At 73.3% G+C, this 20,788-nt stretch carries 22 protein-coding genes; 13 read left to right on the top strand and 9 right to left on the bottom strand.

Annotated elements, in window-relative coordinates; genetic code table 11:
- Positions 1-41 precede the first annotated feature (41 nt).
- Entirely contained in the window at positions 42-1,040 is a 999-nt protein-coding gene (gene gap / locus ABME01_RS01345; RefSeq protein WP_353826546.1) for a type I glyceraldehyde-3-phosphate dehydrogenase, read from the bottom strand.
- Positions 1,041-1,209: 169 nt separating this feature from the next.
- On the opposite strand from gap, the gene ABME01_RS01340 reads away from it, so the two are divergent.
- Entirely contained in the window at positions 1,210-1,764 is a 555-nt protein-coding gene (locus tag ABME01_RS01340) for a VanZ family protein (RefSeq protein WP_353826545.1), read from the top strand.
- Between the two features lie 20 nt (positions 1,765-1,784).
- Here the strand turns inward: ABME01_RS01340 and ABME01_RS01335 are convergent, their stop codons facing one another.
- Positions 1,785-2,732, bottom strand: coding sequence for a GlxA family transcriptional regulator (locus ABME01_RS01335; RefSeq protein ID WP_353826544.1), 948 nt, complete (start codon positions 2,730-2,732; stop codon positions 1,785-1,787).
- A 125-nt stretch (positions 2,733-2,857) separates the two neighbouring features.
- Between ABME01_RS01335 and ABME01_RS01330 the strand changes: the two genes are divergently transcribed.
- Complete coding sequence (locus ABME01_RS01330) at positions 2,858-3,889, top strand: SDR family oxidoreductase (protein ID WP_353826543.1); 1,032 nt, start codon at positions 2,858-2,860, stop codon at positions 3,887-3,889.
- A 226-nt stretch (positions 3,890-4,115) separates the two neighbouring features.
- Positions 4,116-4,463 (top strand): hypothetical protein, encoded by a 348-nt coding sequence (locus tag ABME01_RS01325; protein ID WP_353826542.1) that lies wholly within the window; start codon positions 4,116-4,118, stop codon positions 4,461-4,463.
- Between the two features lie 53 nt (positions 4,464-4,516).
- Here ABME01_RS01325 and ABME01_RS01320 read toward each other — a convergent pair whose 3' ends face one another.
- The 4 genes from ABME01_RS01320 to ABME01_RS01305 all read right to left on the bottom strand — a co-directional run bounded on the left by ABME01_RS01320 (position 4,517) and on the right by ABME01_RS01305 (position 8,012).
- Positions 4,517-5,311, bottom strand: coding sequence for a transglutaminase-like domain-containing protein (locus ABME01_RS01320; protein ID WP_353826541.1), 795 nt, complete (start codon positions 5,309-5,311; stop codon positions 4,517-4,519).
- Positions 5,308-6,174, bottom strand: a complete 867-nt coding sequence (locus ABME01_RS01315; protein ID WP_353826540.1) for an NAD-dependent epimerase/dehydratase family protein — start codon at positions 6,172-6,174, stop codon at positions 5,308-5,310. Before ABME01_RS01315 ends, ABME01_RS01320 begins: the two co-directional genes overlap by 4 nt.
- A 174-nt stretch (positions 6,175-6,348) precedes the next feature.
- Positions 6,349-7,641, bottom strand: coding sequence for an RNA polymerase sigma factor (locus ABME01_RS01310; RefSeq protein WP_353826539.1), 1,293 nt, complete (start codon positions 7,639-7,641; stop codon positions 6,349-6,351).
- The gene (locus tag ABME01_RS01305; protein WP_353826538.1) at positions 7,638-8,012 is read right to left on the bottom strand and encodes a YciI family protein; all 375 of its coding nucleotides are present in this window, start codon (positions 8,010-8,012) and stop codon (positions 7,638-7,640) included. Before ABME01_RS01305 ends, ABME01_RS01310 begins: the two co-directional genes overlap by 4 nt.
- A gap of 142 nt (positions 8,013-8,154) precedes the next feature.
- Between ABME01_RS01305 and ABME01_RS01300 the strand changes: the two genes are divergently transcribed.
- Positions 8,155-8,592, top strand: a complete 438-nt coding sequence (locus ABME01_RS01300; RefSeq protein ID WP_353826537.1) for a hypothetical protein — start codon at positions 8,155-8,157, stop codon at positions 8,590-8,592.
- A 112-nt stretch (positions 8,593-8,704) separates the two neighbouring features.
- Positions 8,705-9,523, top strand: a complete 819-nt coding sequence (locus ABME01_RS01295; RefSeq protein WP_353826536.1) for a class I SAM-dependent methyltransferase — start codon at positions 8,705-8,707, stop codon at positions 9,521-9,523.
- A 3-nt stretch (positions 9,524-9,526) separates the two neighbouring features.
- Here ABME01_RS01295 and ABME01_RS01290 read toward each other — a convergent pair whose 3' ends face one another.
- Positions 9,527-9,772, bottom strand: a complete 246-nt coding sequence (locus ABME01_RS01290) for a hypothetical protein (RefSeq protein WP_353826535.1) — start codon at positions 9,770-9,772, stop codon at positions 9,527-9,529.
- 130 nt (positions 9,773-9,902) lie between these two features.
- On the opposite strand from ABME01_RS01290, the gene ABME01_RS01285 reads away from it, so the two are divergent.
- Positions 9,903-10,463: a hypothetical protein gene (locus tag ABME01_RS01285; RefSeq protein ID WP_353826534.1), complete on the top strand. Its 561-nt coding sequence runs from the start codon at positions 9,903-9,905 to the stop codon at positions 10,461-10,463.
- A gap of 317 nt (positions 10,464-10,780) precedes the next feature.
- A complete protein-coding gene (locus ABME01_RS01280) occupies positions 10,781-11,260 on the top strand; it encodes a hypothetical protein (RefSeq protein WP_353826533.1) in 480 nt (159 codons plus the stop codon).
- A 20-nt stretch (positions 11,261-11,280) separates the two neighbouring features.
- Here the strand turns inward: ABME01_RS01280 and ABME01_RS01275 are convergent, their stop codons facing one another.
- Both ABME01_RS01275 and ABME01_RS01270 read right to left on the bottom strand, forming a co-directional pair.
- Positions 11,281-11,844, bottom strand: a complete 564-nt coding sequence (locus tag ABME01_RS01275) for a dihydrofolate reductase family protein (protein WP_353826532.1) — start codon at positions 11,842-11,844, stop codon at positions 11,281-11,283.
- A 14-nt stretch (positions 11,845-11,858) separates the two neighbouring features.
- Positions 11,859-12,818 (bottom strand): 5'-3' exonuclease, encoded by a 960-nt coding sequence (locus ABME01_RS01270; RefSeq protein ID WP_353826531.1) that lies wholly within the window; start codon positions 12,816-12,818, stop codon positions 11,859-11,861.
- Between the two features lie 224 nt (positions 12,819-13,042).
- Between ABME01_RS01270 and msrB the strand changes: the two genes are divergently transcribed.
- The 6 genes from msrB to ABME01_RS01240 all read left to right on the top strand — a co-directional run bounded on the left by msrB (position 13,043) and on the right by ABME01_RS01240 (position 20,758).
- On the top strand, positions 13,043-13,534 hold the full coding sequence (gene msrB / locus ABME01_RS01265; protein ID WP_353826530.1) for a peptide-methionine (R)-S-oxide reductase MsrB: 492 nt from the start codon (positions 13,043-13,045) through the stop codon (positions 13,532-13,534).
- Complete coding sequence (msrA, locus tag ABME01_RS01260; protein ID WP_353826529.1) at positions 13,531-14,097, top strand: peptide-methionine (S)-S-oxide reductase MsrA; 567 nt, start codon at positions 13,531-13,533, stop codon at positions 14,095-14,097. The genes msrB and msrA overlap by 4 nt, the downstream gene beginning before the upstream one ends.
- 118 nt (positions 14,098-14,215) lie before the next feature.
- Complete coding sequence (locus tag ABME01_RS01255; RefSeq protein ID WP_353826528.1) at positions 14,216-15,268, top strand: FUSC family protein; 1,053 nt, start codon at positions 14,216-14,218, stop codon at positions 15,266-15,268.
- 108 nt (positions 15,269-15,376) lie between these two features.
- Complete coding sequence (locus ABME01_RS01250; protein ID WP_353826527.1) at positions 15,377-16,201, top strand: DUF8692 domain-containing protein; 825 nt, start codon at positions 15,377-15,379, stop codon at positions 16,199-16,201.
- Between the two features lie 237 nt (positions 16,202-16,438).
- On the top strand, positions 16,439-19,399 hold the full coding sequence (locus ABME01_RS01245) for an aminotransferase class III-fold pyridoxal phosphate-dependent enzyme (RefSeq protein WP_353826526.1): 2,961 nt from the start codon (positions 16,439-16,441) through the stop codon (positions 19,397-19,399).
- 141 nt (positions 19,400-19,540) lie between these two features.
- Positions 19,541-20,758 (top strand): carboxylate-amine ligase, encoded by a 1,218-nt coding sequence (locus ABME01_RS01240; RefSeq protein WP_353826525.1) that lies wholly within the window; start codon positions 19,541-19,543, stop codon positions 20,756-20,758.
- Positions 20,759-20,788: the final 30 nt, after the last annotated feature.

Genomic DNA, 20,788 nt, shown 5'->3' with positions numbered 1-20,788 from the left:
GGCCCGGGTACCGCCCCCCGAGCCGACCGGAGTCGGTGCGATCAGGCTGCGGCGAGCAGCCCGAGCGAGTCGATGACGCGGTTCGAGAAGCCCCACTCGTTGTCGTACCAGGCGACGACCTTGATGTGCTTTCCGTCCACTCGGGTCAGCTCGGCGTCGAAGATCGACGAGTGCGGGTTGCCGACGATGTCGCTCGAGACGAGCGGCTCGTCGGAGTACTCGAGCACGCCCTTCAGCGGCCCCTCGGCGGCGGCCTTGTAGGCGGCGAGCACCTCCTCGAGCGTGACGTCCTTCGAGACGGTCGTGTTCAGCTCCACGATCGAGCCGACGGGCACGGGCACGCGCATGGCGTCGCCGTTGAGCTTGCCGTCGAGGTTCGGCAGCACGAGGCCGATGGCCTTCGCGGCGCCGGTCGAGCTCGGCACGATGTTCTCGGCGGCGGCGCGGGCGCGTCGGGCATCGGAGTGCGGGGCGTCCTGCAGGTTCTGGTCCTGCGTGTACGCGTGGATCGTGGTCATGAAGCCGTGCTCGATGCCGGCGAGGTCGTCGAGGACCTTCGCGAGCGGCGCCAGCGCGTTGGTCGTGCACGACGCGTTCGAGACGATCGCGTGCGACGCCGGGTCGTAGGCGTCCGTGTTCACGCCGTAGGCGAGCGTGACGTCCGCACCCTTCGACGGGGCGCTCACGAGCACCTTCTTCGCGCCCGCCTCGAGGTGGGCCTTGGCGGCCTCGGCGTCGGTGAAGCGGCCGGTCGACTCGAGCACGAGGTCGACGCCGAGCTCGCCCCAGGGCAGCTTCGCCGGATCGCGCTCGGCGAGCACCTTGACGCGGCGGCCGTCGATGACGAGGACGTCGCCGTCCACCTCGACGGGGCGGCCGAAGCGGCCTCCGACGGTGTCGTACTTCAGCAGCCGCGCGAGGGCGGCGGGTTCGGTGAGGTCGTTCACGGCGACCAGTTCGAAGTCGGCGTCGCGCTCGACGAGGGCGCGGACGACGTTGCGGCCGATGCGGCCGAATCCGTTGACGGCGATGCGGGTCATGACGTCAGGGTCCTTTCTGTTGCCATCCCAAGCGTCGTCACCGGGACCCTGTCGGAGAAGTGGCTGGGACGACAGCATGCGAAAGTATCTCGCCAACTCTCGCGACCGATTCACGCGACACGGAGGGCGTATTCAGGGTCGGCACAGGCTCGATGGGGAGCATCGAGGGATGCGTCCCTCACGTCTCGCCGTCGCGCTGCTGTTCGCGTACGTCCCTGCCGTGCTGTGGGTGACGCTCGGCCCCGCACCGGGTGCCGTGGCGGGAAACCAGACCACGAACGGCGTGCTCGGCGTGCGCACGTGGCTCGACGCCGACACCTGGGCGTTCGGCTCGAGCACGGAGTTCGCGCTGAACGTGCTGCTGTTCGTGCCGCTCGGAGCGCTGCTCGCCTTCGCCCTGCGCGGGGTGCCGGCGCTCGCGGCGCTCGTGATCGCGAGCGGCTTCGCACTGCTCATCGAGGTCGGGCAGATCCCGATGGACGACCGGATCTCCGACCCGCGCGACCTCATCGCGAACTCGCTCGGCGCGCTCATCGGCATCCTGCTCGCCCGCCTCTCGGACGCGATCGCGAGCATCCCCGCGAGGATCCGAACGCGTCGCCGTGCCGCGCGGATGGCGCGCGCGATGCGCGCCGCGCGCCTCTCCCGCGCGCAGACGGACTCCCTCCGTGCCGCCGACGAGGCGCACCGCACCGGCCGCATCCCGGTCGGCCGCTCGAACTGACCCGAGCCCGCGCGGCGGCGTCAGGCCGCGAAGGTGTGGCGGTACTCGCTCGGCGAGGTGCCGAGGATGCGGTGGAAGTGCAGCCGCAGGTTGGCGCCCGTGCCGAGGCCGACCCGGTCGGCGACCTGCTCGACCCCGAGGTCGGTGCGCTCGAGCAGCTCGCGCGCGAGGTCGATCCGCGCGCGCAGGATCCACTGCATCGGCGTGTAGCCGGTGTCCTCGACGAAGCGGCGCGAGAACGTACGCGGCGACACGCTCGCGTTGCGCGCGAGGTCGCCGAGGGTGAGCGGCTCCTCCAGCCGTTCGAGCGCCCACTGGCGCGTCGCCGCGAACACCTCGCCGAGCGGCTCGGGCAGCGCCCGCGGCACGTACTGCGCCTGGCCCCCGCTGCGGTAGGGCGCCGCGACCAGCCGCCGTGCGGCGTGGTTCGACGCCGCGACGCCGTGGTCGCGCCGCACCAGGTGCAGGCAGAGGTCGATGCCGGATGCCGCGCCCGCCGACGTCAGCACCTGCCCCTCGTCGACGAACAGCACGTTCTCGTCGACGCGGACGAGCGGATGCCGCGCCTGCAGCGCCCGCGTGTAGTGCCAGTGCGTCGTGGCCCGCCGCCCGTCGAGCAGCCCGGTCGCCGCGAGCGCGAACGCCCCCGTCGAGATCGCCGCGAGCCGCGCCCCCCGGTCGTGCGCCGCACGAAGCGCGTCGACCACCGCGGCCGGCGGGTCGTCGCGGTCCGGATGCCGATAGCCGGGGATGAAGATCGTCTCGGCCGACTCGAACGCCTCGAGGCCGTGCTCGACCTGGTACGACAGCCCGTCGCCGCCCGTCACGTGCCCCGGGTGCGCCCCGCAGACCCGCACCTCGTACGGCATGCTCGCCCTGGTCGTGAACGTCTGCGCCGGGATCCCGACGTCGAGCGGCTTCGCGCCGTCGAGCACCAGGACGGCGACCCTGTGCTTCCTGCCGGACATCCGATCCTCCGAGACCCTGCGGCCGGGCCATCCGGCGTCGTGGCAAGGATGCCACGGGCCGCAAGGATCGCGCACCCAGCCTCCGATCCGAGACAGGCGATAGAGTCCCGAGCCGGGAGGCGCTCATGGACGACGAACTGGTACTGGTCACCGGCGGAACGGGCTTCGTGGGGTCGGCGTGCCTCATCGGACTGCTCGAGGGCGGCACGCGCGTGCGGACCACCGTACGAGACCTCGCGCGCGCCGACGAGGTGCGCCAGGTGGTGCGCGCGGGCGGCGCGGACCCCGACGGGCTCGAGGTCGTCGCGGCCGACCTCAGCCACGACGCCGGCTGGAGCGAGGCCGCCGCAGGCGCGTCGCACGTGCTCCACGTCGCCTCGCCGTTCCCGGCCCGCCAGCCGAGGAACGCCGACGAGCTCGTCCGGCCCGCGCGCGACGGCGCGCTCCGGGTGCTCCGCGCGGCGCGCGACGCGGGCGTGCGGCGGGTCGTGCAGACCTCGTCGTTCGCGGCGATCGGGTACGGCCGGGCCTACCCGGGCCGCCCGTACACCGAGGACGACTGGACCGACCCCGAGGGTCACGGCGTGACGCCCTACGCGAAGTCGAAGACGCTCGCCGAGCGTGCGGCCTGGGACTTCATGATGCGCGAGGGCGGCGGCATGGAGCTGGCCACGGTCAACCCGGTGGGCATCTTCGGGCCGGCGCTCGGCCGTGACCTGTCGACCTCGCTCGAGCTGCTGCGGCAGCTGCTGCAGGGCGATTACCCGGTCGTGCCGAACGGATCGGTCGGCGTGGTCGACGTGCGCGACGTGGCCGACCTTCACCTGCTCGCGATGCGGCACCCGGATGCCGCGGGCGAGCGGTTCCTCGCCGTCTCGGGCGAGCCGTACGAGTACATCGATCTCGCCCGGCTGCTGCGGGCGGAGTTCGGCGACCGCGCGTCGCGCGTGCCCGACCGGGTGGTGCCCGACTGGGTCGTCCGCGCGGGCGCCCCGTTCAGCCGCGACCTCCGGGCGATGGCGTCCGAGCTCGGCCGCCGCGGCGACGCGACGCACGAGAAGGCGACGCGCGTCCTCGGCTGGATGCCGCGGCCCCGCGAGGAGGCCGTGCTGGCGTCGGCACGGAGCCTGTTCGAGCACGGCCTCGTGCGCGCCTGAGGAGCGGCCGCGCGACATCGCGGTGGGTGCATGCGCTGCCCGCCCGGAAGCGGAGGACGACGTCGGCTCGTGACCTCCACGAGACCGTCGTGACCACATCGAGACCGCCGTGACCTGATCGAGACGTCACAAGGGCCCGAACCGCCGTCATGCACCCGGGGCCCACGGAAGGATTGGCCACAGCGGCGCGGAGCCGCGGACGGCGATCATCCGGGGGGAGCAGCACATGTCGACGGCCGAGACGAGCGAATCGGGCGACGAGCGCATGCGCGTCGCCGACCCCACCTCGACCCCGGGCCGTTCGCTCGGGTCGATCGGGCTGTTCGCGGGCGTCGCGACCGTCGTGCTCGCGTGCCTGACGCCGTACCGCGACGCCGTCGCGTCGGGCGTGCTCGCGCTCGCCGCGCTCGGCGTCTCCACGATCGGGATCGTGGCCCGGCGTCGCGCGCGCCGTGCGGGCCTGAAGACGTCGTCGGCGGCGTACGCCGCGATCTGGCTCGGCCTCGGCGCGATCGCGATCATCGGGATCTCGGTGCTGCCCGCGCTGCTCATGCCCACCGGCACCGCCGGCTGAGGCGCGCGGGGCACGGCTCGGCCCGGGCGCGGCGGTCGGCGCGAACGCCACGGTCAGCGCAGGCGGACCAGCCGGCGCACGTCGTCGTCCGGCAACTCGTCGGCCACCGCGGTCACCTCGACCGAGTCGAGCCGCACGGCGCCGCCGTACACCGAGAGGAACGCGGTGTCGGCCGCGTCGCGACCGGTCGAGATGCGCACCAGCGTCTCGCGCGGCGCGAGCGTCGTCGCATCCACGACGTGCCACGCCCCGTCGACGAACGCCTCCGCCACGGCGTGGAAGTCCATCGGGTCGAGACCCGGCGCGTACACCGCGACGAGACGGGCGGGCACGTCGAGCGCGCGCAGGAGCGCGACGACGAGGTGCGCGTAGTCGCGGCACACGCCCTGCCGGGCGAGGAGGGTCTGCACCGCGCCATCCGTCGGGCTGCTCGAACCCGGCACGTACGACAGGCGGGTGCCGACCCACGACGAGACGGCCGCGAGCCGGTCGACGCCCTCGACCCGGGCGAACTCGGAGGCCGCCGTGGCGGCCAGCCGGTCGGACTCGGCGTACCGGCTCGGGCGCAGGAAGGCCAGCAGGTCGACGGCGTCGGCGGATGCCTCCGGCGCGGGTCCCGGCACCTCGGCCGCGTACGAGCACGTGAGCGAGCCGGCCGGCGCGTCGACGACGTGCAGGCGATTGCCCACGGCATCCGTCAGCTCATCCGCGTCGATCGGGCGGCCGTCGAGGCGGAACTCGAGCCGCTCGCGCGCTTCCACCCCGGACGCGACGGCGACCTGGAACGCGAGCCGGGCGGGCGCGTCGACTTCCAGCCGGATGTCGCAGCCGACCGAGCGCGCGGTCACCGGCGCCCCTCGCGCCAGCCGAACTCCGGCTCGAAGCCGAGTTCGTCGCGCGCCCGCTCGATGGAGAACAGGGACTCGTTGCCGGTGAGGTCCCGCTTCAGCGAGACGCCGGGGAAGAACTCCTCGACGAGCTCCCGCGTGGGCCGGCTCATCACGGTGTCGGCGTTCGCGATCACGTACGCCCGGGCGCCGTCGACGTCCGCTTCGAGGGCACGGCGCACCGACTGCGCGGCATCCCGCACGTCGATGTAGCCGAACGCGTTGAACAGGCGCGATCGCGGATCGTCCTCGAACGAGGCGAACTCGTCGTACTTCTCCGGGTCGATGACGTTCGAGAACCGGAGCGCGATGAACGGGATTCCGGTCCAGTCGGCGACGTGCTCGGCCATGGTCTCGCCGAGCACCTTCGAGAGCGAGTACGTCGAGTTCGGCTTCGGGTAGTGGTCCTCGTCGAGCGGCAGGTAGTCGGGCAGGCCGTCGGGCCCGAAGTCGAGGCCGAGGGTCGTCTCGCTCGAGGCCCAGACGACCTTCTCGAGCCCGACCTTCGCCGCCGCGAGGAAGACGTTGGTGTTGAGCGCGTTGTTGACGTTCAGGGTGCGCGCGGGCGTGAAGATCGTCGGGGCCGGGATCGCCGCGAGGTGCGCGACCGCGTCGACGTCGCCCAGCACCTCGACCGCGTCGCCGAAGTCGGTGAGGTCGGCCTGCGTGTACACGAGGTCGGGACGCGACCATCGCGGCGGCAGTTTCGGCGAGAGCGGCACGACATCGGTCGCGAGCACCTCGTACCCGTGCTCGAGCAGGTCGGCGACGACCGCCCGGCCCGCGAGTCCCGATGCGCCCGTGACGCAGATCCGCTTCGACATCCTGGTGCCCTCCTCCGTCGATGACCCGATCCATCCTGCACGTGCGGATGCGACCGCGCACCCGGTTGCGATCCGACGGCGGCCTCGGTCGGCGTCGCGGTGGCGTCGCGGTGGGCGCCGCGGTGGCGGAGCGGGGCGCGGTCGGCGTTGCGGTCTGCCGGGGACCGCGGCTGCTCAGCCGTCGATCGCGCTGGCGCGGCCCGCCAGGTACGCACGCACCCCGTCGTCGTCGGCGAGCGCCGCCGCGCGACGGTACGCCTCGGCGGACTCGGGCGCGCGCCCGGCGCGGGCGAGGAGGTCGGCGCGCGCCGCCCACCACGGCTGGAACGCGGGCGGCTCGGGCGGCAGGGCGGCGAGGCCCGCGTCCGGGCCGTCGATCCGCCCGACCACGACCGCCCGGGCGACCTCGGCGCCGAGGGTCGGTGCGACGGCGAGGAGGGCGTCGTACAGCGTGCGCAGCGCGGCCCAGTCGGTCGTGCCCGTGCGGCGACGGTCGCAGTGCACCGACTGGATCGCCGCCTCGAGCTCGAACCGACCCGGCGCCGGCGACGACCCCGATTCCGTCGCGCGCGCCGTGCGCTCCCGCGCCGCGCGCCGCAGGTAGGACTCGCCCTCGACGATCTGGGCGGCATCCCACGTGGTCGGATCCTGCAGGTCGAGCGGCACGAAGTCCGCGCCGTCCGGCGCCCGCCGGGCGAGCGGGAGGGTCGTCGCGGCCGCGAGCGCCCACGCCTCGGGCTCGTGCTCGAGCAGCCCGGCGAGCACGGCGGCGAGGTACTGCGCCTCACCGGCGAGGGACCGCGCGTCGCCGCGCCAGTCGAGCGCCGCGCAGGCGTAGATCGCCTCGAGGACCGCGGGGAGTCGTTCGGGCATCGCCCGGCGATCGGGCACCGCGAACGGGATGCGCGCGTCGCGGATGCGCCGCTTCGCGCGCACGAGGCGCTGGGCCATCGTCGCGGGCGGCACCGCGAACGCCCGGGCGACCTGTGCGGCCTCGACGCCGAGCACGGCCTGCAGCATCAGCGGGGTGCGCACGGCCGGGTCGATCGCGGGGTGCGCGCACGTGAAGAGGAGCTCGAGGCGGCGATCCGGGATCGCGTCGGGATCGACGTCGGCGAACGGATCCTCGGCGAACGCGGCGTCCGCCTCGCCCGGTTCGGGCACGGGCGAGGTGCGTCGTCGCGCGGCGGACTTCCATTCGTCGCGTTCGCGGTTCCTGGCCACGGTGAGCAACCATCCGTCGGGGTTGCCGGGCACGCCCGACTCGGGCCACGTGCGCAGCGCGCGCTCGAAGGCGTCCGCGAGCGCGTCCTCGGCGAGCGCGAGGTCACCCGAGGACGCCGCGAGCAGCGCGACCAGGCGGCCGTACGACGCGCGCGCCGCGCGGGCCGCCGCCGCGCGGGCGGCGTCGGCGCGCGCCCCAGCGTCGTCGCGCCGCGCGCCGGTGCGCCCGGCGCCCGTGCTCACCCGTTCGGGTTCCAGGCGCCGGCGACGGTGTACACGGCCCCCGGCCGGATCTCGATGGCGCCCCACTGGAGCGGCGGCGCCTTCCTGGCCCAGTCGATCGCGGCGTCCAGGTCGTCGACGTCGAGCACGATCGTCCCGCCGAGCTGGTCCTTCGTGTCGGCGAAGGGGCCGTCCTGCACCTGCAGCGCCCCGCCCTCGAGGCGCAGGGTCGTCGTGTTCGACGACGGCTGGAGCACCTCCGCGGAGACGAGCACGCCGGCCGCCTCGAGCGACTCGGTGTAGCCGGCGAAGGCGCGCTGCGCCTCCTCGATGAGTTCGGGGTCGAGTTCGTCGGCCACCTCGGGGTAGTGCATCAGCAGGGTGTAGCGCATGGGGGTCTCCCTCCGGCCATCAGCGGTCACTGTACCGGGCCGCGGTGGCCCGTCGACATGATGACGAGCGAGTCCGCCCGCGATCGACACGATCCCTCCGCGTCCGGCTCGCCGAAGGAGTCGAGCGTCCTACGATCGACGCATGACCGACCCTGCGCGCCGCGACCCCGACGACCGCGACGACGAGCGGGTGCCGACCCCGTGGTTCGGCGACGCGTACGACGTCGGCGGACTCGGCATGGGCCGCTTCTTCGCGTGGGCCGCGGTGCTGCTCGGCGCCGGCGCGGTCACGATCGCCCTCTTCGCGCCGCTCGAGGGACAGGCCCTCCGCACGGTGTGGATCACGGGCTTCGGCGCGGCCGCGATGTGGATCGCGTGGATGGCGCCCGCCCGCTACCGCCGCGCGGGCGTGCGCGTGTCGCCCGCCGTCGGCATCGCGATGGGCCTCGGCGGGCTCGCCATCCTGATCGCGATCTACGCCTTCATCGTCATCGTCGCGGCGAGCGGCGGCGTGGTCCTGCCCGCTCCCGAGTACTGGCTGGCGCCGACGGGCCAGGTGGCGCCGGGCGTGCCGACCTGACCCACCCTTACGCCGGCACGGCGCCCGTCGGCGCCCGTGGCGTTCCCGCCCGTGCGCGCGCCACTCCGAGCGCCGCGTTGCCGCCGAGGCGGAAGGGGCGTAGAACCTCACCATGACCGTCGCGGACCGATGGCAGCTGGGTGCACCGTACGAGCGGTACATCGGCCGGTGGAGTCGACTCGTCGCGTCACGGTTCGTCGACGGGCTCTGCGCGCCGCACGGCCTCCGCTGGATCGACGTCGGCAGCGGGACGGGCGTCCTCGTCGCCGCGATCCTCGACCAGTGCGCGCCGTCATCGGTGCTCGGCGTCGATCCGTCCGAGGGGTTCCTCGAGGTCGCACGGGTTCGGCCGCGGGTGACGGGGCGCCCCGCCGCGCGGTTCGAGGTGGGCGACGCCGAACACGTCCCGGTCGCCGACGGCTCGGCCGACGTCGTCGTCTCCGGACTGGTGCTCAACTTCGTGCCGGATCCCCCGGCGGCGCTGGCTGAGTTCTCGCGGATCGCAGCGCCCGGCGCGCTCGTGGGCGCCTACGTCTGGGACTACGCGGAGGGCATGGAACTGCTCAGGCTGTTCTGGGATGCCGCGACCTCGGTGGACCCCGACGCGGCCGCGCTCGACGAGGGCCGCCGGTTCCCGCTCTGCGCGCCCGAGCCGCTGCGCGACCTGTGGACGTCCGCTCCCGGCATGGACGCCGACTCGGTCGTCGTGCAGTCGATCGACGTCGACTCGGTGTTCGCCGACTTCGATGACCTCTGGGACCCGTTCCTCGGCGCCCAGGGGCCGGCGCCGTCGTACCTCGCCGAGACGACGGATGCCGCCCGAACGGAGATCCGCGACCGGATGCGCGCTGCGACGGCGTCCCGAACCCGCTCCGATGGCGCGATCGAACTCCACGCGCGGGCGTGGTCGGTGAGCGGCCGGCTCGAGTGAGCGTCAGGCCGCGGTGGCCGGTCGCCGGGCCGCGGCGAGCGCGAGCCCGGCGAGCACGAATGCCGCGATCGCGATGAGGCCGGAGGTCACCGCCGGACCGGCGTGGTCGATGAACATCATGGTCGCCGGTTCGCCCGAGATGGCCGTGAGGATCCAGTACCCGAGCGATTGCACCGCGGAGAGCAGCCCCACCACGAACAGCACCATCGCCCCCGCGATCCACCATGCCTGCCCACGTCGAGTCGACATCGTCGCCACCCCCATCAGCGTCGTCGAACACGCCCACTATATCGCGTAGCGATCTATCGCGCCATGATCCATTGCGAAGTCCTGTGGATGGAACGGAACTCGCCCGAGCCGTTCGCATACCGTTGTCGGCATGCCTCGAACCGCGCGCCGATGCGCCGCTGCGCTGGCGCTCGCGTGCGCCGCGGTGATCGGTCTCGCCGCGTGCTCCGCGCCCTCCCCTGAGGCGCTGGCGACGTCGTCGCCCACTGCGACCCGAGAGCCCGTCTTCTCGAGCGACGAGGAGGCGCTGGCGGCGGCGATTGATGCCTACGACGAATACCTCGCAATGAGCGTCTCGATCGCGTCGTCGGGAGATGACTTCACGGAGCTGCGAGAAGTGACGACGCCGGATTACGGCGAGACTCGAATTCGCGACCTCAAGAGCTTCTCCGCCGCTGGCCTTCGTGTCTCCGGCGCATATCGGGCGGACTCGACATCGATCGTTTCGCGGTCGCTTCTAGGCGAAGCCGAACTCGTGACGATCTATACATGCCAAGACGTGTCAGGCACGCGAATCCTTGACGCCGAGGGAAATGACGTGACTCCCCCGGACCGTGACCTGCGCGCGCCAATGGTTGTGGAACTTGAGTTGACGGAGACGACTGGGCGCGTCTCAGGAACTGAACTGTGGTCTGGCAAGAACTTCTGCTGACCGTCTTGGTCGCGCAGCCATTCGGCACAGCCGGCACTCCGATATGTACGGAGGAGATGCTGGCATCAGGTATCTGTGGCGTATCAGGCGATGTCATCGAAGACACCGCCACGCTGGAGGGGCAGTACGAGTCGATCAACGACTCCTGGGGTGGCGGAGTGATTGGGCCCCAAAGCGGGTTCGAGCCAGCGGGCGAGGCCTCAACCGTCGACTGGAAGCCTCCTCCACCCCCACCGGACAACTGCGCACCCGAGAACCCGACACCCTGCCTCTTCGAGGGAGCCGAACCCGAGCCGCTGGCGCCCGGCGAGCCGGCGGTGACCCTGCGCGACATCGCGTCGTTCCAGCCGGCCGTGCCCGTCGGCACGATGGAGCCCTCCGGGTGGGCGGTCGTCTCGCTTCCCGCGAACTTCGTGGGGGCGGCATCCGTCGAGACCCGCTCGGGCACGCTGCTCGGTCGACCGGCGGAGGTCCGGTTCCATCCGATCGCCCATCGGTGGACGCACTCCGACGGGGCGGTGGTCGAATCCGCAGATCCGGGAGCGACCTGGGCGGAGCTCGGCGCCGCGGAGTTCTCGCCCACGTCGACCAGTCATGCCTACGCGTCGCCCGGCTCGTATTCGGTCCAGCCCACCGTCGTGTACGCGGCGGAGTACCGCTTCGACGGCTCGAACTGGCGATGGATCGACGGCTTCCTGACCCTCGCGGCGCCGACCATCAGCGTGCTCGTCGGCGAGTTCGACACGGTGCTCGTCACCGGCGACTGCCGTGCCGTGCCGACCGGCCCGGGCTGCTGAGGGCGAGGCTCGGAACAGGTTCAGCGCGTCGTCTCGTACCGGGTCATGACGACGCCGCCCGGGAACGTCCGCGTCTCGACCAGCTCGAGCGACGTCCAGGCGTCCAGCGCCGTGAAGAACGGGTCGCCGCCACCGAGGATGACCGGGTGCGTGACGACCGCGAACTCATCGACGAGCCCGGCCCGCATCGCCGCCCCGGCGAGCGCCGCACCGCCGACCCGCATCGGTCCGCCGTCCTCGGCCTTCAGCCGCGTGATCTCTGCGACCGCGTCGCCGGCGAACACGCGGGCGTTCCAATCCACCTCGCGGAGCGTCGACGAGAACACGACCTTCGGCGTGTCCCGCCAGTTCCGGGCGAAGGCGATCTGGGCCGGGGTGGCGTCCGGCTGCTCGTCACCGGTCGGCCAGTAGGAGCTCATCGTCTCCCACAACCTGCGGCCGTAGAGCAGGAGCTCGATCGCCCGCTCCTCGTCGAGCCACCACTCGAACAGCTCGTCGCTCGGAGCGCTCCAGCCGAGATCGTCGCCGGGGGCGGCGACATAGCCGTCCAGCGACACGTTCATGCCGTACCTCAGCTGCCGCATCGGGTTCGCCTCCCCTAGCCGCGCCCGTCGAGCGCAGCGATCACCCGCGGCACCGCGCCGCCGAGGTTCCACTCCCCGCCCAGGTCCTCGAGCGTCTCGCGGCGCCCACCCATGACGGGAGCGAGCCGCGCGCCGAGCTCCTCCGCCGACGGAAGGTCGAGGTCGCGCACGACGTTCACGACCGTCGGGGCGACGGCGAGGTAGTCGTGCGCGCCGGTGAGCTTCGCACGCATCGATGCGGACATGGTGGCCGGCGCGGCATCCGCCGCATCCGCAGCGCCGGAGGCCACCGCGAGCATCGCGTCGAGGGAGCCGAAGTCGCCGAGCAGCCCTGCGGCGGTCTTCTCGCCGATGCCGGCGACGCCGGGCAGGCCGTCGGAGGAGTCGCCGCGCAGCGTGGCGAAGTCGGCGTACTGGGACGCCTCCACGCCGTACTTGGTGACGACCCACTCGTTCGTCACCAGCTCGAGCCGGTTCATGCCGCGGGCGGTGTAGATCACACGCACGCCGCGATCGTCGTCCACGAGCTGGAACAGGTCGCGGTCGCCCGAGACGACGTCGACCCGCATGGTCGCCTGCGTCGCGAGCGAGCCGATCACGTCATCGGCCTCGTGCGCGGCGACGCCGACGATCGGGATGCCGAGCAGGCCGAGCGTCTCGCGGATCATCGGCAGCTGCGCCTCGAGCGGGTCGGGCACCTCCTCGACGTCGGGACCCGCCTCCACGACGGCTTCGACACGGTGCGCCTTGTAGCTCGGGATGAGCTCGACGCGCCAGTGCGGGCGCCAGTCGTCGTCCCAGCAGGCGACGAGGTGCGTCGGCTCGAACTCGGTCACGAGGCGCGCGATCATGTCGAGCAGCCCGCGCACCGCGTTGACCGGCGTGCCGTCGGCGCGCTTGAGCGAGTCGGGCACGCCGTAGAAGGCGCGGAAGTACAGCGAAGCGGTGTCGAGCAGCATGAGGCGATCGGCCATGCGCCGATCCTCCCACCTCGCACCGACGGGCCGCGCGGCATCGCCTGCGCAGCGCCCGCCCAGCGCACTCGACGCGCTCCCAGCGAACCCACAGCCCCGAGGCGCATCCTGCGGAACACGCGCCGCCCCGCAGCGGTTCTTCCTGTTGGAGGCAGAGGTAACCGGCCCAGCCGGTGTCCGAGCCCCGGGGCGGCACAGCCAGTGTCGCCGGAAATGGAGCAACCGTGTCACAGGACTACCGCAGGACTCCCGAGGCGCTCGACCGCCTCACCCCGTTGCAGCGCAAGGTCACGCAGGACGAGGCAACCGAGCCGGCGTTCCGGAACGAGTTCTGGAACCACCACGAGCCGGGCCTGTACGTCGACGTCGTCTCCGGGCAGCCGCTCTTCGCGAGCGTGCACAAGTACGACAGCCGCTCCGGCTGGCCGAGCTTCACGCGCCCGATCGACCAGGCCAACGTCACCGAGCACGTCGACCGCTCCTTCTTCATGAAGCGCGTCGAGGTCCGATCCGCCGGCGCCGACAGCCACCTCGGCCACGTCTTCGACGACGGACCGTCGGATGCCGGGGGCCTGCGCTACTGCATCAACTCCGCCGCACTGCGCTTCGTGCACCTCGACGAGCTCGAGGTCGAGGGCTACGGCGAGTACCTCCACCTGTTCGAGATCACGGATGCCGCGGCATCCGGCACCAGCACCACCGAGGAGACCGCATGACCACCCCAGGCGCCATCACGACCGTCCCCGGAGCCGAGACCGCCGTCCTCGCGGGCGGCTGCTTCTGGGGCGTGGAGGACCTCGTCCGCAAGATGCCGGGCGTGATCGACACGCGCGTCGGCTACTCCGGCGGCGACGTCGAGAACGCGACCTACCGCAACCACGGCACGCACGCCGAGGCGCTCGAGGTCGTGTTCGACCCGACGAAGCTGAGCTACCGCGAGCTGCTGGAGTTCTTCTTCCAGATCCACGACCCGACCACGAAGAACCGCCAGGGCAACGACATCGGCACGAGCTACCGCTCGGCGATCTTCCCGACCACCGACGCCCAGTACGACACCGCGATCGACACGATCGCCGACGTCGACGCGTCGGGCATCTGGCCGGGCCCCGTCGTCACCGAGGTCGCGCGCGCCGGCAAGTTCTGGGAGGCGGAGCCCGAGCACCAGGACTACCTGCAGCGCATCCCGTGGGGCTACACCTGCCACTTCGTCCGGCCCGGATGGCGCCTGCCCAAGCGCGACGCCGCCGGAACCGCAGACGCCGCCACGGCGGCCGGCTGACCGGACCGTCCGGACGGCCCGCCAGGCGCCGTCCGGACGTGCTCCCGCAGGGCCGGAAGCGACGTGGATCCCGACCCTGCGAAGCGTCACCCCGGGCTCGCCCGATAGCGTGACCTCCATGCGGTTCTCCGAGCGGTTCCGCGCCACCAGGCGGGCGCCCATCCTGCAGGTGCTGAAGTCGGCGGTCGCCACGGTCGCCGCCTGGCTCATCGCCGGGTGGCTGGTCGGCGGGCCGCCGCCCGTGTTCGCGGCGATCGCCGCCCTGCTCGTGGTGCAGCCGAGCGTGAACCAGTCGCTCGGCAAGGCCCTCGAGCGCAGCATCGGCGTGATCGCGGGTGTCGCGATCGCCTCGGTGCTCGGGCTCATCCTCGGTCCGAACAGCTGGGTGATCCTCGCGGCCATCCTGGTCGCCCTGCTCGCGGCCTGGGCCGGGCGGATGACGGCGGGCACCTCGAACCAGGTCGCGATCAGCGCGATGCTGGTGCTCGCGCTCGGCGGCACGTCGCCCGAGTACGCGGTCGACCGCGTGCTCGAGACCCTCATCGGCGCGGCGATCGGCATCGTCGTGAACGCGCTCATCGTGCCGCCGGTGCTGGCCGCGCCCGCCCGCGAGGCGCTCGCGCGGCTCGGGAGCGAGCTCGCGGCATCCGTCGACCGCCTCGCGAACGCGCTCGCGACGCCGCAGCGACCGGCCGAGCTCACCGGGCTGATGCTCGAGGCGAGGCTCATGCGGCCCATGCGCGACGCGGCGGCCGGCGCCATCTCCGACGCCGAGGAGTCGCTCACGCTCAACCCGCGGCGGTCGGCGCATCGCGGCGACCTCGCGGAGCAGCAGGTGCTGCTCACCCGCCTCAGCCCGATCGTCACCCAGGTCGTCGGGATGACGCGGGCCCTCGTCGACCACTACGACGACGACCTCGCGAGCGAGCCGACCGTGCGCGCGATCGCCGAGCAGCTGCATCGCGTCGCCCACGACATCCGGCTCGCGGTGCACCTCGCCGACGTCGACCCGGAACCGCTCACGTCCGCCATCCCGGCGCTGACCGCGCCGCTCGTGATCGCGCCGCCGAAGTCGGACCACTGGATCCTGATCGGCTCGCTCATGGAGGACCTCCGCCGCATCCGGGAGGAGCTGCTCGAGGAGGACGTGGAGCCCGACCGCGCGCCCTAGCCGCGAGCACCGCCGGCCGGGCACGACCGGGCGAGGGTGCGCGTGCTGTCAAGGACTCGTCGTTCCGGTGAACGATCGCTTACCATCTCGTGACCGCACGCCGCGCCCGTGACGTGGGAAGGGACCGAGATCAGCACCGCATTCGACAGCCCGACGACCGACCGGATCGTCGACGGGATGCGACGCACCCCCGCGTGGGTGATCACGACCCTCGTCCTCGTCACGCTCGTCGCGATGACCCTGGTGGTCGCGCAGCCGTGGCTGAGCCCGACCGACCTCGTGCGCGACGGGCAGGCCGTCGCCGCCAAGCACGGCGACACGAGCTCCGCCTACGGCCTGGTGTCGAACCTCGGCATCGTCGTCGCGGTGCTCGCGGCCGGGTTCGCCTCCGCGGGAATCGTCGTACTCGCTTCCGGCGACCGGCTCCGCGCGCTCCTCGGCTGGTGCATCGGGCTCACCCTCGTGTTCGCGCTCGACGACCTGCTGCTGCTCCACGAGAGCACGGCCTTCGGCCCGGCGTCCGGCTTCCTCCTCGTGATCGGCTACGCCGTCGCGTTCGCCACGGTCGCCATCCGCTTCCGCGAGGTGATCGTCGACCGGCTCGATCCGGCGCTGCTGGCCACGATGTTCGCCGCGCTCGGCCTCTCGGCCGCCGTCGACGTGCTGGTCGAGCCCGCGACCATCGCCTCGGTGCTCGTCGAGGACGGCGCGAAGCTGCTCGGCGTGCTGGCGTGGTCGGCGTTCGTCGTGCGAGCCGCACTCGTCGCACTGCGCGCGGGTGGGGAACGGTCGACCGATCAGGCGAGCAGGTCGCGGACCGCCTCGCCCCATTCGAACCCGCACTCGCGGCAGTCGAAGATCGGCGCCTCGCCGTCGGACGCGACGGCGATGGCGGCGGCGCCCGCCTCGACCTCGAGGTCGAGCGGGCCGTAGAGGATGACCCGCACCGCGGTGGAGCCGCAGCGCAGGCAGGGCTCGTCGAGCACGTCGGGCTCGAGCGTCGGAGGCATCGGGTTGGTCATGGCCGAAACGGTACGGGCGACCGCCGACATCCGCCGGACACCGCCCGCGCGTCGCCCGCACGGTGGACGATCGGCGCGATGCTCGCCGCGCCGGCGATGGGACCGCGCCGTCCGCGCTGACTAGGGTCGAGGCGGAAAGGGGCGCACCATGGGCCACCGCGCGATCGTCAGCGGATTCGACTTCTTCTCGGCGGGCGAGCTGCCCGCCCCGGCCCTCCCGGCGGACGAGGTCGCGAGCCTCGTGCGGGAGCACTGGGGGCTCGACGTCGCGCTCGCCCCGCTCGGGAGCCAGCAGGACCAGAACTTCCTCGCGCGCACCCCCGACGGCGACCCGGTCGGCGTCGTCAAGATCACCACCCCCGCCTTCACGGCCGACGAGATCGCCGCGCAGGAGCTCGCGGCATCCCGGATCGCCGAGGCCTGGCCCGAGCTCCGCATCGCGCGGTCGAGCCGGGGCGGCGACGGCGCGCCGCGCTCGGTCGTGGCGACCACGAGCGAGGGGCCGCTCCACGTCCGCATGCTGGAGTTCCTGCCCGGCGGCACGCTGCACGGGCCCGCCCACCTCTCCCCCGCGGTCGTCGCCCGCATGGGCGAGCTCGCCGCTCGCGCGAGCCTCGCGCTCGCGGACCTCGAGCACCCCGGGCTCGACCGGGTGCTGCAGTGGGACCTCCGCCACGCCGATCGCGTGGTCGAGCGGCTCGCCCCGTTCCACCCCGATCCCGCGAAGCGGGAGCAGGTGACGGATGCCGCGGCGCGCGCCTGGGACGACCTGCAGGCCGTCGCGGCCGACCTGCCGCAGCAGGCCGTGCACCTCGACCTCACCGACGACAACGTCGTGTGCCGCGGCGAGCGCGGCACGCGCGTGCCCGACGGGATGATCGACTTCGGCGACGTGACGCGCACGTGGGCGGTCGCCGAGCTCGCGATCACGATCTCGTCGGGGCTGCACCACGCGGGCGCCGAGCCGGTGTCGGTGCTGCCCGCGGTGCGGGCGTTCCACTCGCTGCGCCCGCTCTCGACGGCGGAGCTCCGGGCGCTGTGGCCGCTGGTCGTGCTCCGCGGGGCGGTGCTCGTCGTCAGCGGCGAGCACCAGGTGCAGGTCGACGGCGGCGCCAACGACTACGCGGCCTCGGGCGTGGAACGCGAGTGGGAGATCTTCGCGCGGGCGACCTCGGTGCCCTCGGCGGTGATGACGGGCGTGCTCGCCGAGGCGCTCGGCATGGACGCCGCGGAGGCCGTCGAGGCGGCGGGCGTGGACGCGCGCGCGACGCGGCCGACGCCCCTGACCGCCGACCCCGCGATCGACCCCGACCGCGCGGTGCGCCTCGACGTGTCGATCACCTCGGACGCCGTCGACGCGGGCGCGTGGCTCGACCCCGACCTCGAGGACCGGCTCGCGCTCGCCGCCCTCGACCGGGGCGCGGCCGTCGCCTGGCTCGAGCGCGCCACCCCCCGGCTCACCTCGAGCCGGGTGCACGCGGCCGACTCGCCCGCGACCGTGCCAACCGGCATCGATGCGTGGTTCGCGACGACGACGCACCTCGCCCTCGCCGGCGGCGCGCGGCTCGTCGTGGAGGCCGCCGACGGCGTCACGATCCTCGACGGCACCGTCCCGGCGCGCACGCGAGCCCGCATCCGCCTCGAACGACCCGACGGACCGCACGTGCCGCACCTCGTGCGCCCCGAGCTCGCGCCCGGCTGGCTCGCGCTCGGCGATGACCCCGCGCGGGCGCTCGGCCTCGGCGGCAGCGAGGTGGACGGCGGCGGCGCTGCCGCCGCCGCACCTTCGAACACGGAGCGCGCAGTCGCCACGACCGCCGCGCGCGACGCCGCCGACCTCGTCGCCCGTCGCGACCGCGCGTACGCCGAGGTGCAGGAGCACTACTACGACGCCCCGCCCCGCATCGAGCGGGGCTGGCGCGAGCACCTCGTCGGCACCGACGGGCGGGTGTACCTCGACATGGTGAACAACGTGACCCCGCTCGGCCACGGACATCCGGGCCTCGCCGACGCGGTGTCGCGGCAGCTGCGCACGCTGAACACGAACTCGCGGTTCAACTACGGCGCCGTCGTCGAGTTCTCCGAGCGGCTCGCGTGCCTCGCGCCCGACCCGCTCGACACCGTCTTCCTCGTCAACTCGGGCTCGGAGGCCACCGACCTCGCGATCCGCGTGGCGCTCGCCGCGACCGGGCGGCGCGACGTGGTCTCGGTGCTCGAGGCCTACCACGGGTGGACGTACGCCTCCGACGCGGTCAGCACCTCGACGGCCGACAACCCGAACGCGCTCGCGAGCCGGCCCGACTGGGTGCACCCGGTCGAGGCCCCGAACCCGTTCCGGGGCCGCCACCGCGGCGAGGACGCCGCGCGGTACGCACCAGAGGCCGCCGAGCGCATCCGCGAGCTCGCCGCATCCGACCGCCCGCCCGCCGCGTTCATCGCCGAGACGTTCTACGGCAACGCCGGCGGCATCCCGCTGCCCGACGGCTACCTCGCCGAGGTCTACGCGGCGGTGCGCGAGGCCGGCGGGCTCGCGATCGCCGACGAGGTGCAGGCCGGGTACGGCCGCCTCGGGCGGTGGTTCTGGGGCTTCGAGCAGCAGGGCGTCGTGCCCGACGTCATCGCCGTCGCGAAAGCTGCGGGCAACGGGTACCCGCTCGGGGCCGTCATCACGACGCGCGAGATCGCCGCCCGGTTCCGCAGCCAGGGGTACTTCTTCTCGTCGACCGGCGGCAGCCCGGCCTCGAGCGTCGCGGGCCTCACGGTGCTCGACGCGTTCCGCGACGAGGGGCTGCAGCGCAACGCCGCCGAGACGGGCGCGTACCTGAAGGGCCGCCTCGAGGCGCTCGCCGCGCATCATCCGCTCATCGGTGCCGTCCACGGCCTGGGCCTCTACCTCGGCGTCGAGTTCGTGCGCGACCACGCGACGCTCGAGCCCGCCACCGAGGAGACCGCGGCGATCTGCGACCGCCTGCTCGCGCTCGGCGTGATCATGCAGCCCACCGGCGACCACCAGAACGTGCTGAAGGTGAAGCCGCCGCTCGTGGTCACCCGCGAGAGCGCCGACTTCTTCGTCGCGATGCTCGATCGGGTGCTCGCCGAAGGCTGGTGATCCGTGCTCGGCGGCCGTCCCGATGCACGTCGGAGCCGCCGGCGATAGCCCCTTGACGGACGCTCCGGCGCGGGCGCACGCTCCCGCTATGCGGTGCACGCGAACCGCCGGCGGGCTGGTCGCCGCAGGCGAGGACCGACGATGACGACCTTCGGCATCGAGGAGGAGTTCTTCTTCCTCGACCCCGTGAGCGGCCTGCCGGCGGATGTCGGCCAGGAGGTCCAGCAGCGCCTCGACGCCGATGCCAGGTGGACGGGCCACGTGCAGCGGGAGTTCCTCGCGGCGCAGGTCGAGTACGCCACGCCCGTGTTCGACGACCTCGGCACGGCCGGGCAGGCGCTGGTCGCGTTCCGGCACGAGGTCGACGCCGACGCGGCGCGGCACGCCCTGAGCGTCGCGAGCGTGGGGACCCCGCCGGACGTGCCGCACTTCCCGTCGGTCAGCGACTCCGACCGGTACCACCGGGTCCTGCACGACATGGCCGGCCTCATCGCCGACCACCAGATGAGCGGCCTGCACGTGCACGTCGGCGTGCCCTCGCGCGAGCACGGCGTCGCCGCGATCGACGCCGTGCGGCCGTGGCTCCCGCTGCTGACCGCGATGACCGGCAACTCGCCGCTGTGGCGGCGGAACGTGACCGGCTACGAGAGCTGGCGCACGGTCCAGCTGGCTCGATGGCCCACGGCGGGGTGCCCGCCGCGGTTCGCCGACGCGGCCGACTACGACCGCCGGATCCGGGCCATCCTCGGCTACGGCGGGATGAGCGACCTCGCGCTGATCGCCTGGAACCTGCGGCTGTCGGAGCACGTGCCCACCATCGAGTTCCGGATGGCGGACGCGCAGCTCGCCGCCGACGACACCCTGCTCGTGGCCGCGGTCTGCCGGGCCCTGGTGGAGCGCGCGGTCGACGAGTTCGAGCGGTTCGGTCCGAGCGTGCACCGCCCCGTCCGGCGGGCGGAGGACCCCGACCCCGACGTGCCGGACGAGCTCCTTCGCGCGGCGACGCTCCATGCCGCGCACGCCGGGCTCTCCGGCGGCGCGTTCGACCCCGCCACGGGATGCCTGGCTCCCGCGGGGGACCTGCTCCGCCGCCTGGAACGTCACCTCGCGGCGCCGCTCGAACGGTCGGGCGACCGTGCGATCGTGCACGAGCTGCTCACCCGCCTGCGTCACGACGGCACCGGCGCGGCCCGGCAGGTGGCGGCGTGGCAGCGCGCCGGCGTCCCCGGCCTCCGACGCCTGTTCGCGGCCACGATCACCGCGGGACCGACCCCGGTCGCGCCGCTGCGCGCCGCCATCCCATTCGCCGCCGGACGGGAGTTCGCGCTGGAGCCGGAGCCGATTCCATCGAATGGTTGACGCGTCGGCGCTCGCACCCGCCATACCGTG

Source organism: Agromyces litoreus (assembly GCF_040496015.1).
Taxonomy (GTDB): Bacteria; Actinomycetota; Actinomycetes; order Actinomycetales; family Microbacteriaceae; genus Agromyces; species Agromyces litoreus.
The sequence above is the reverse complement of the archived record's forward strand: the minus strand, read 5'-3'. Positions and strand labels throughout refer to the sequence as shown.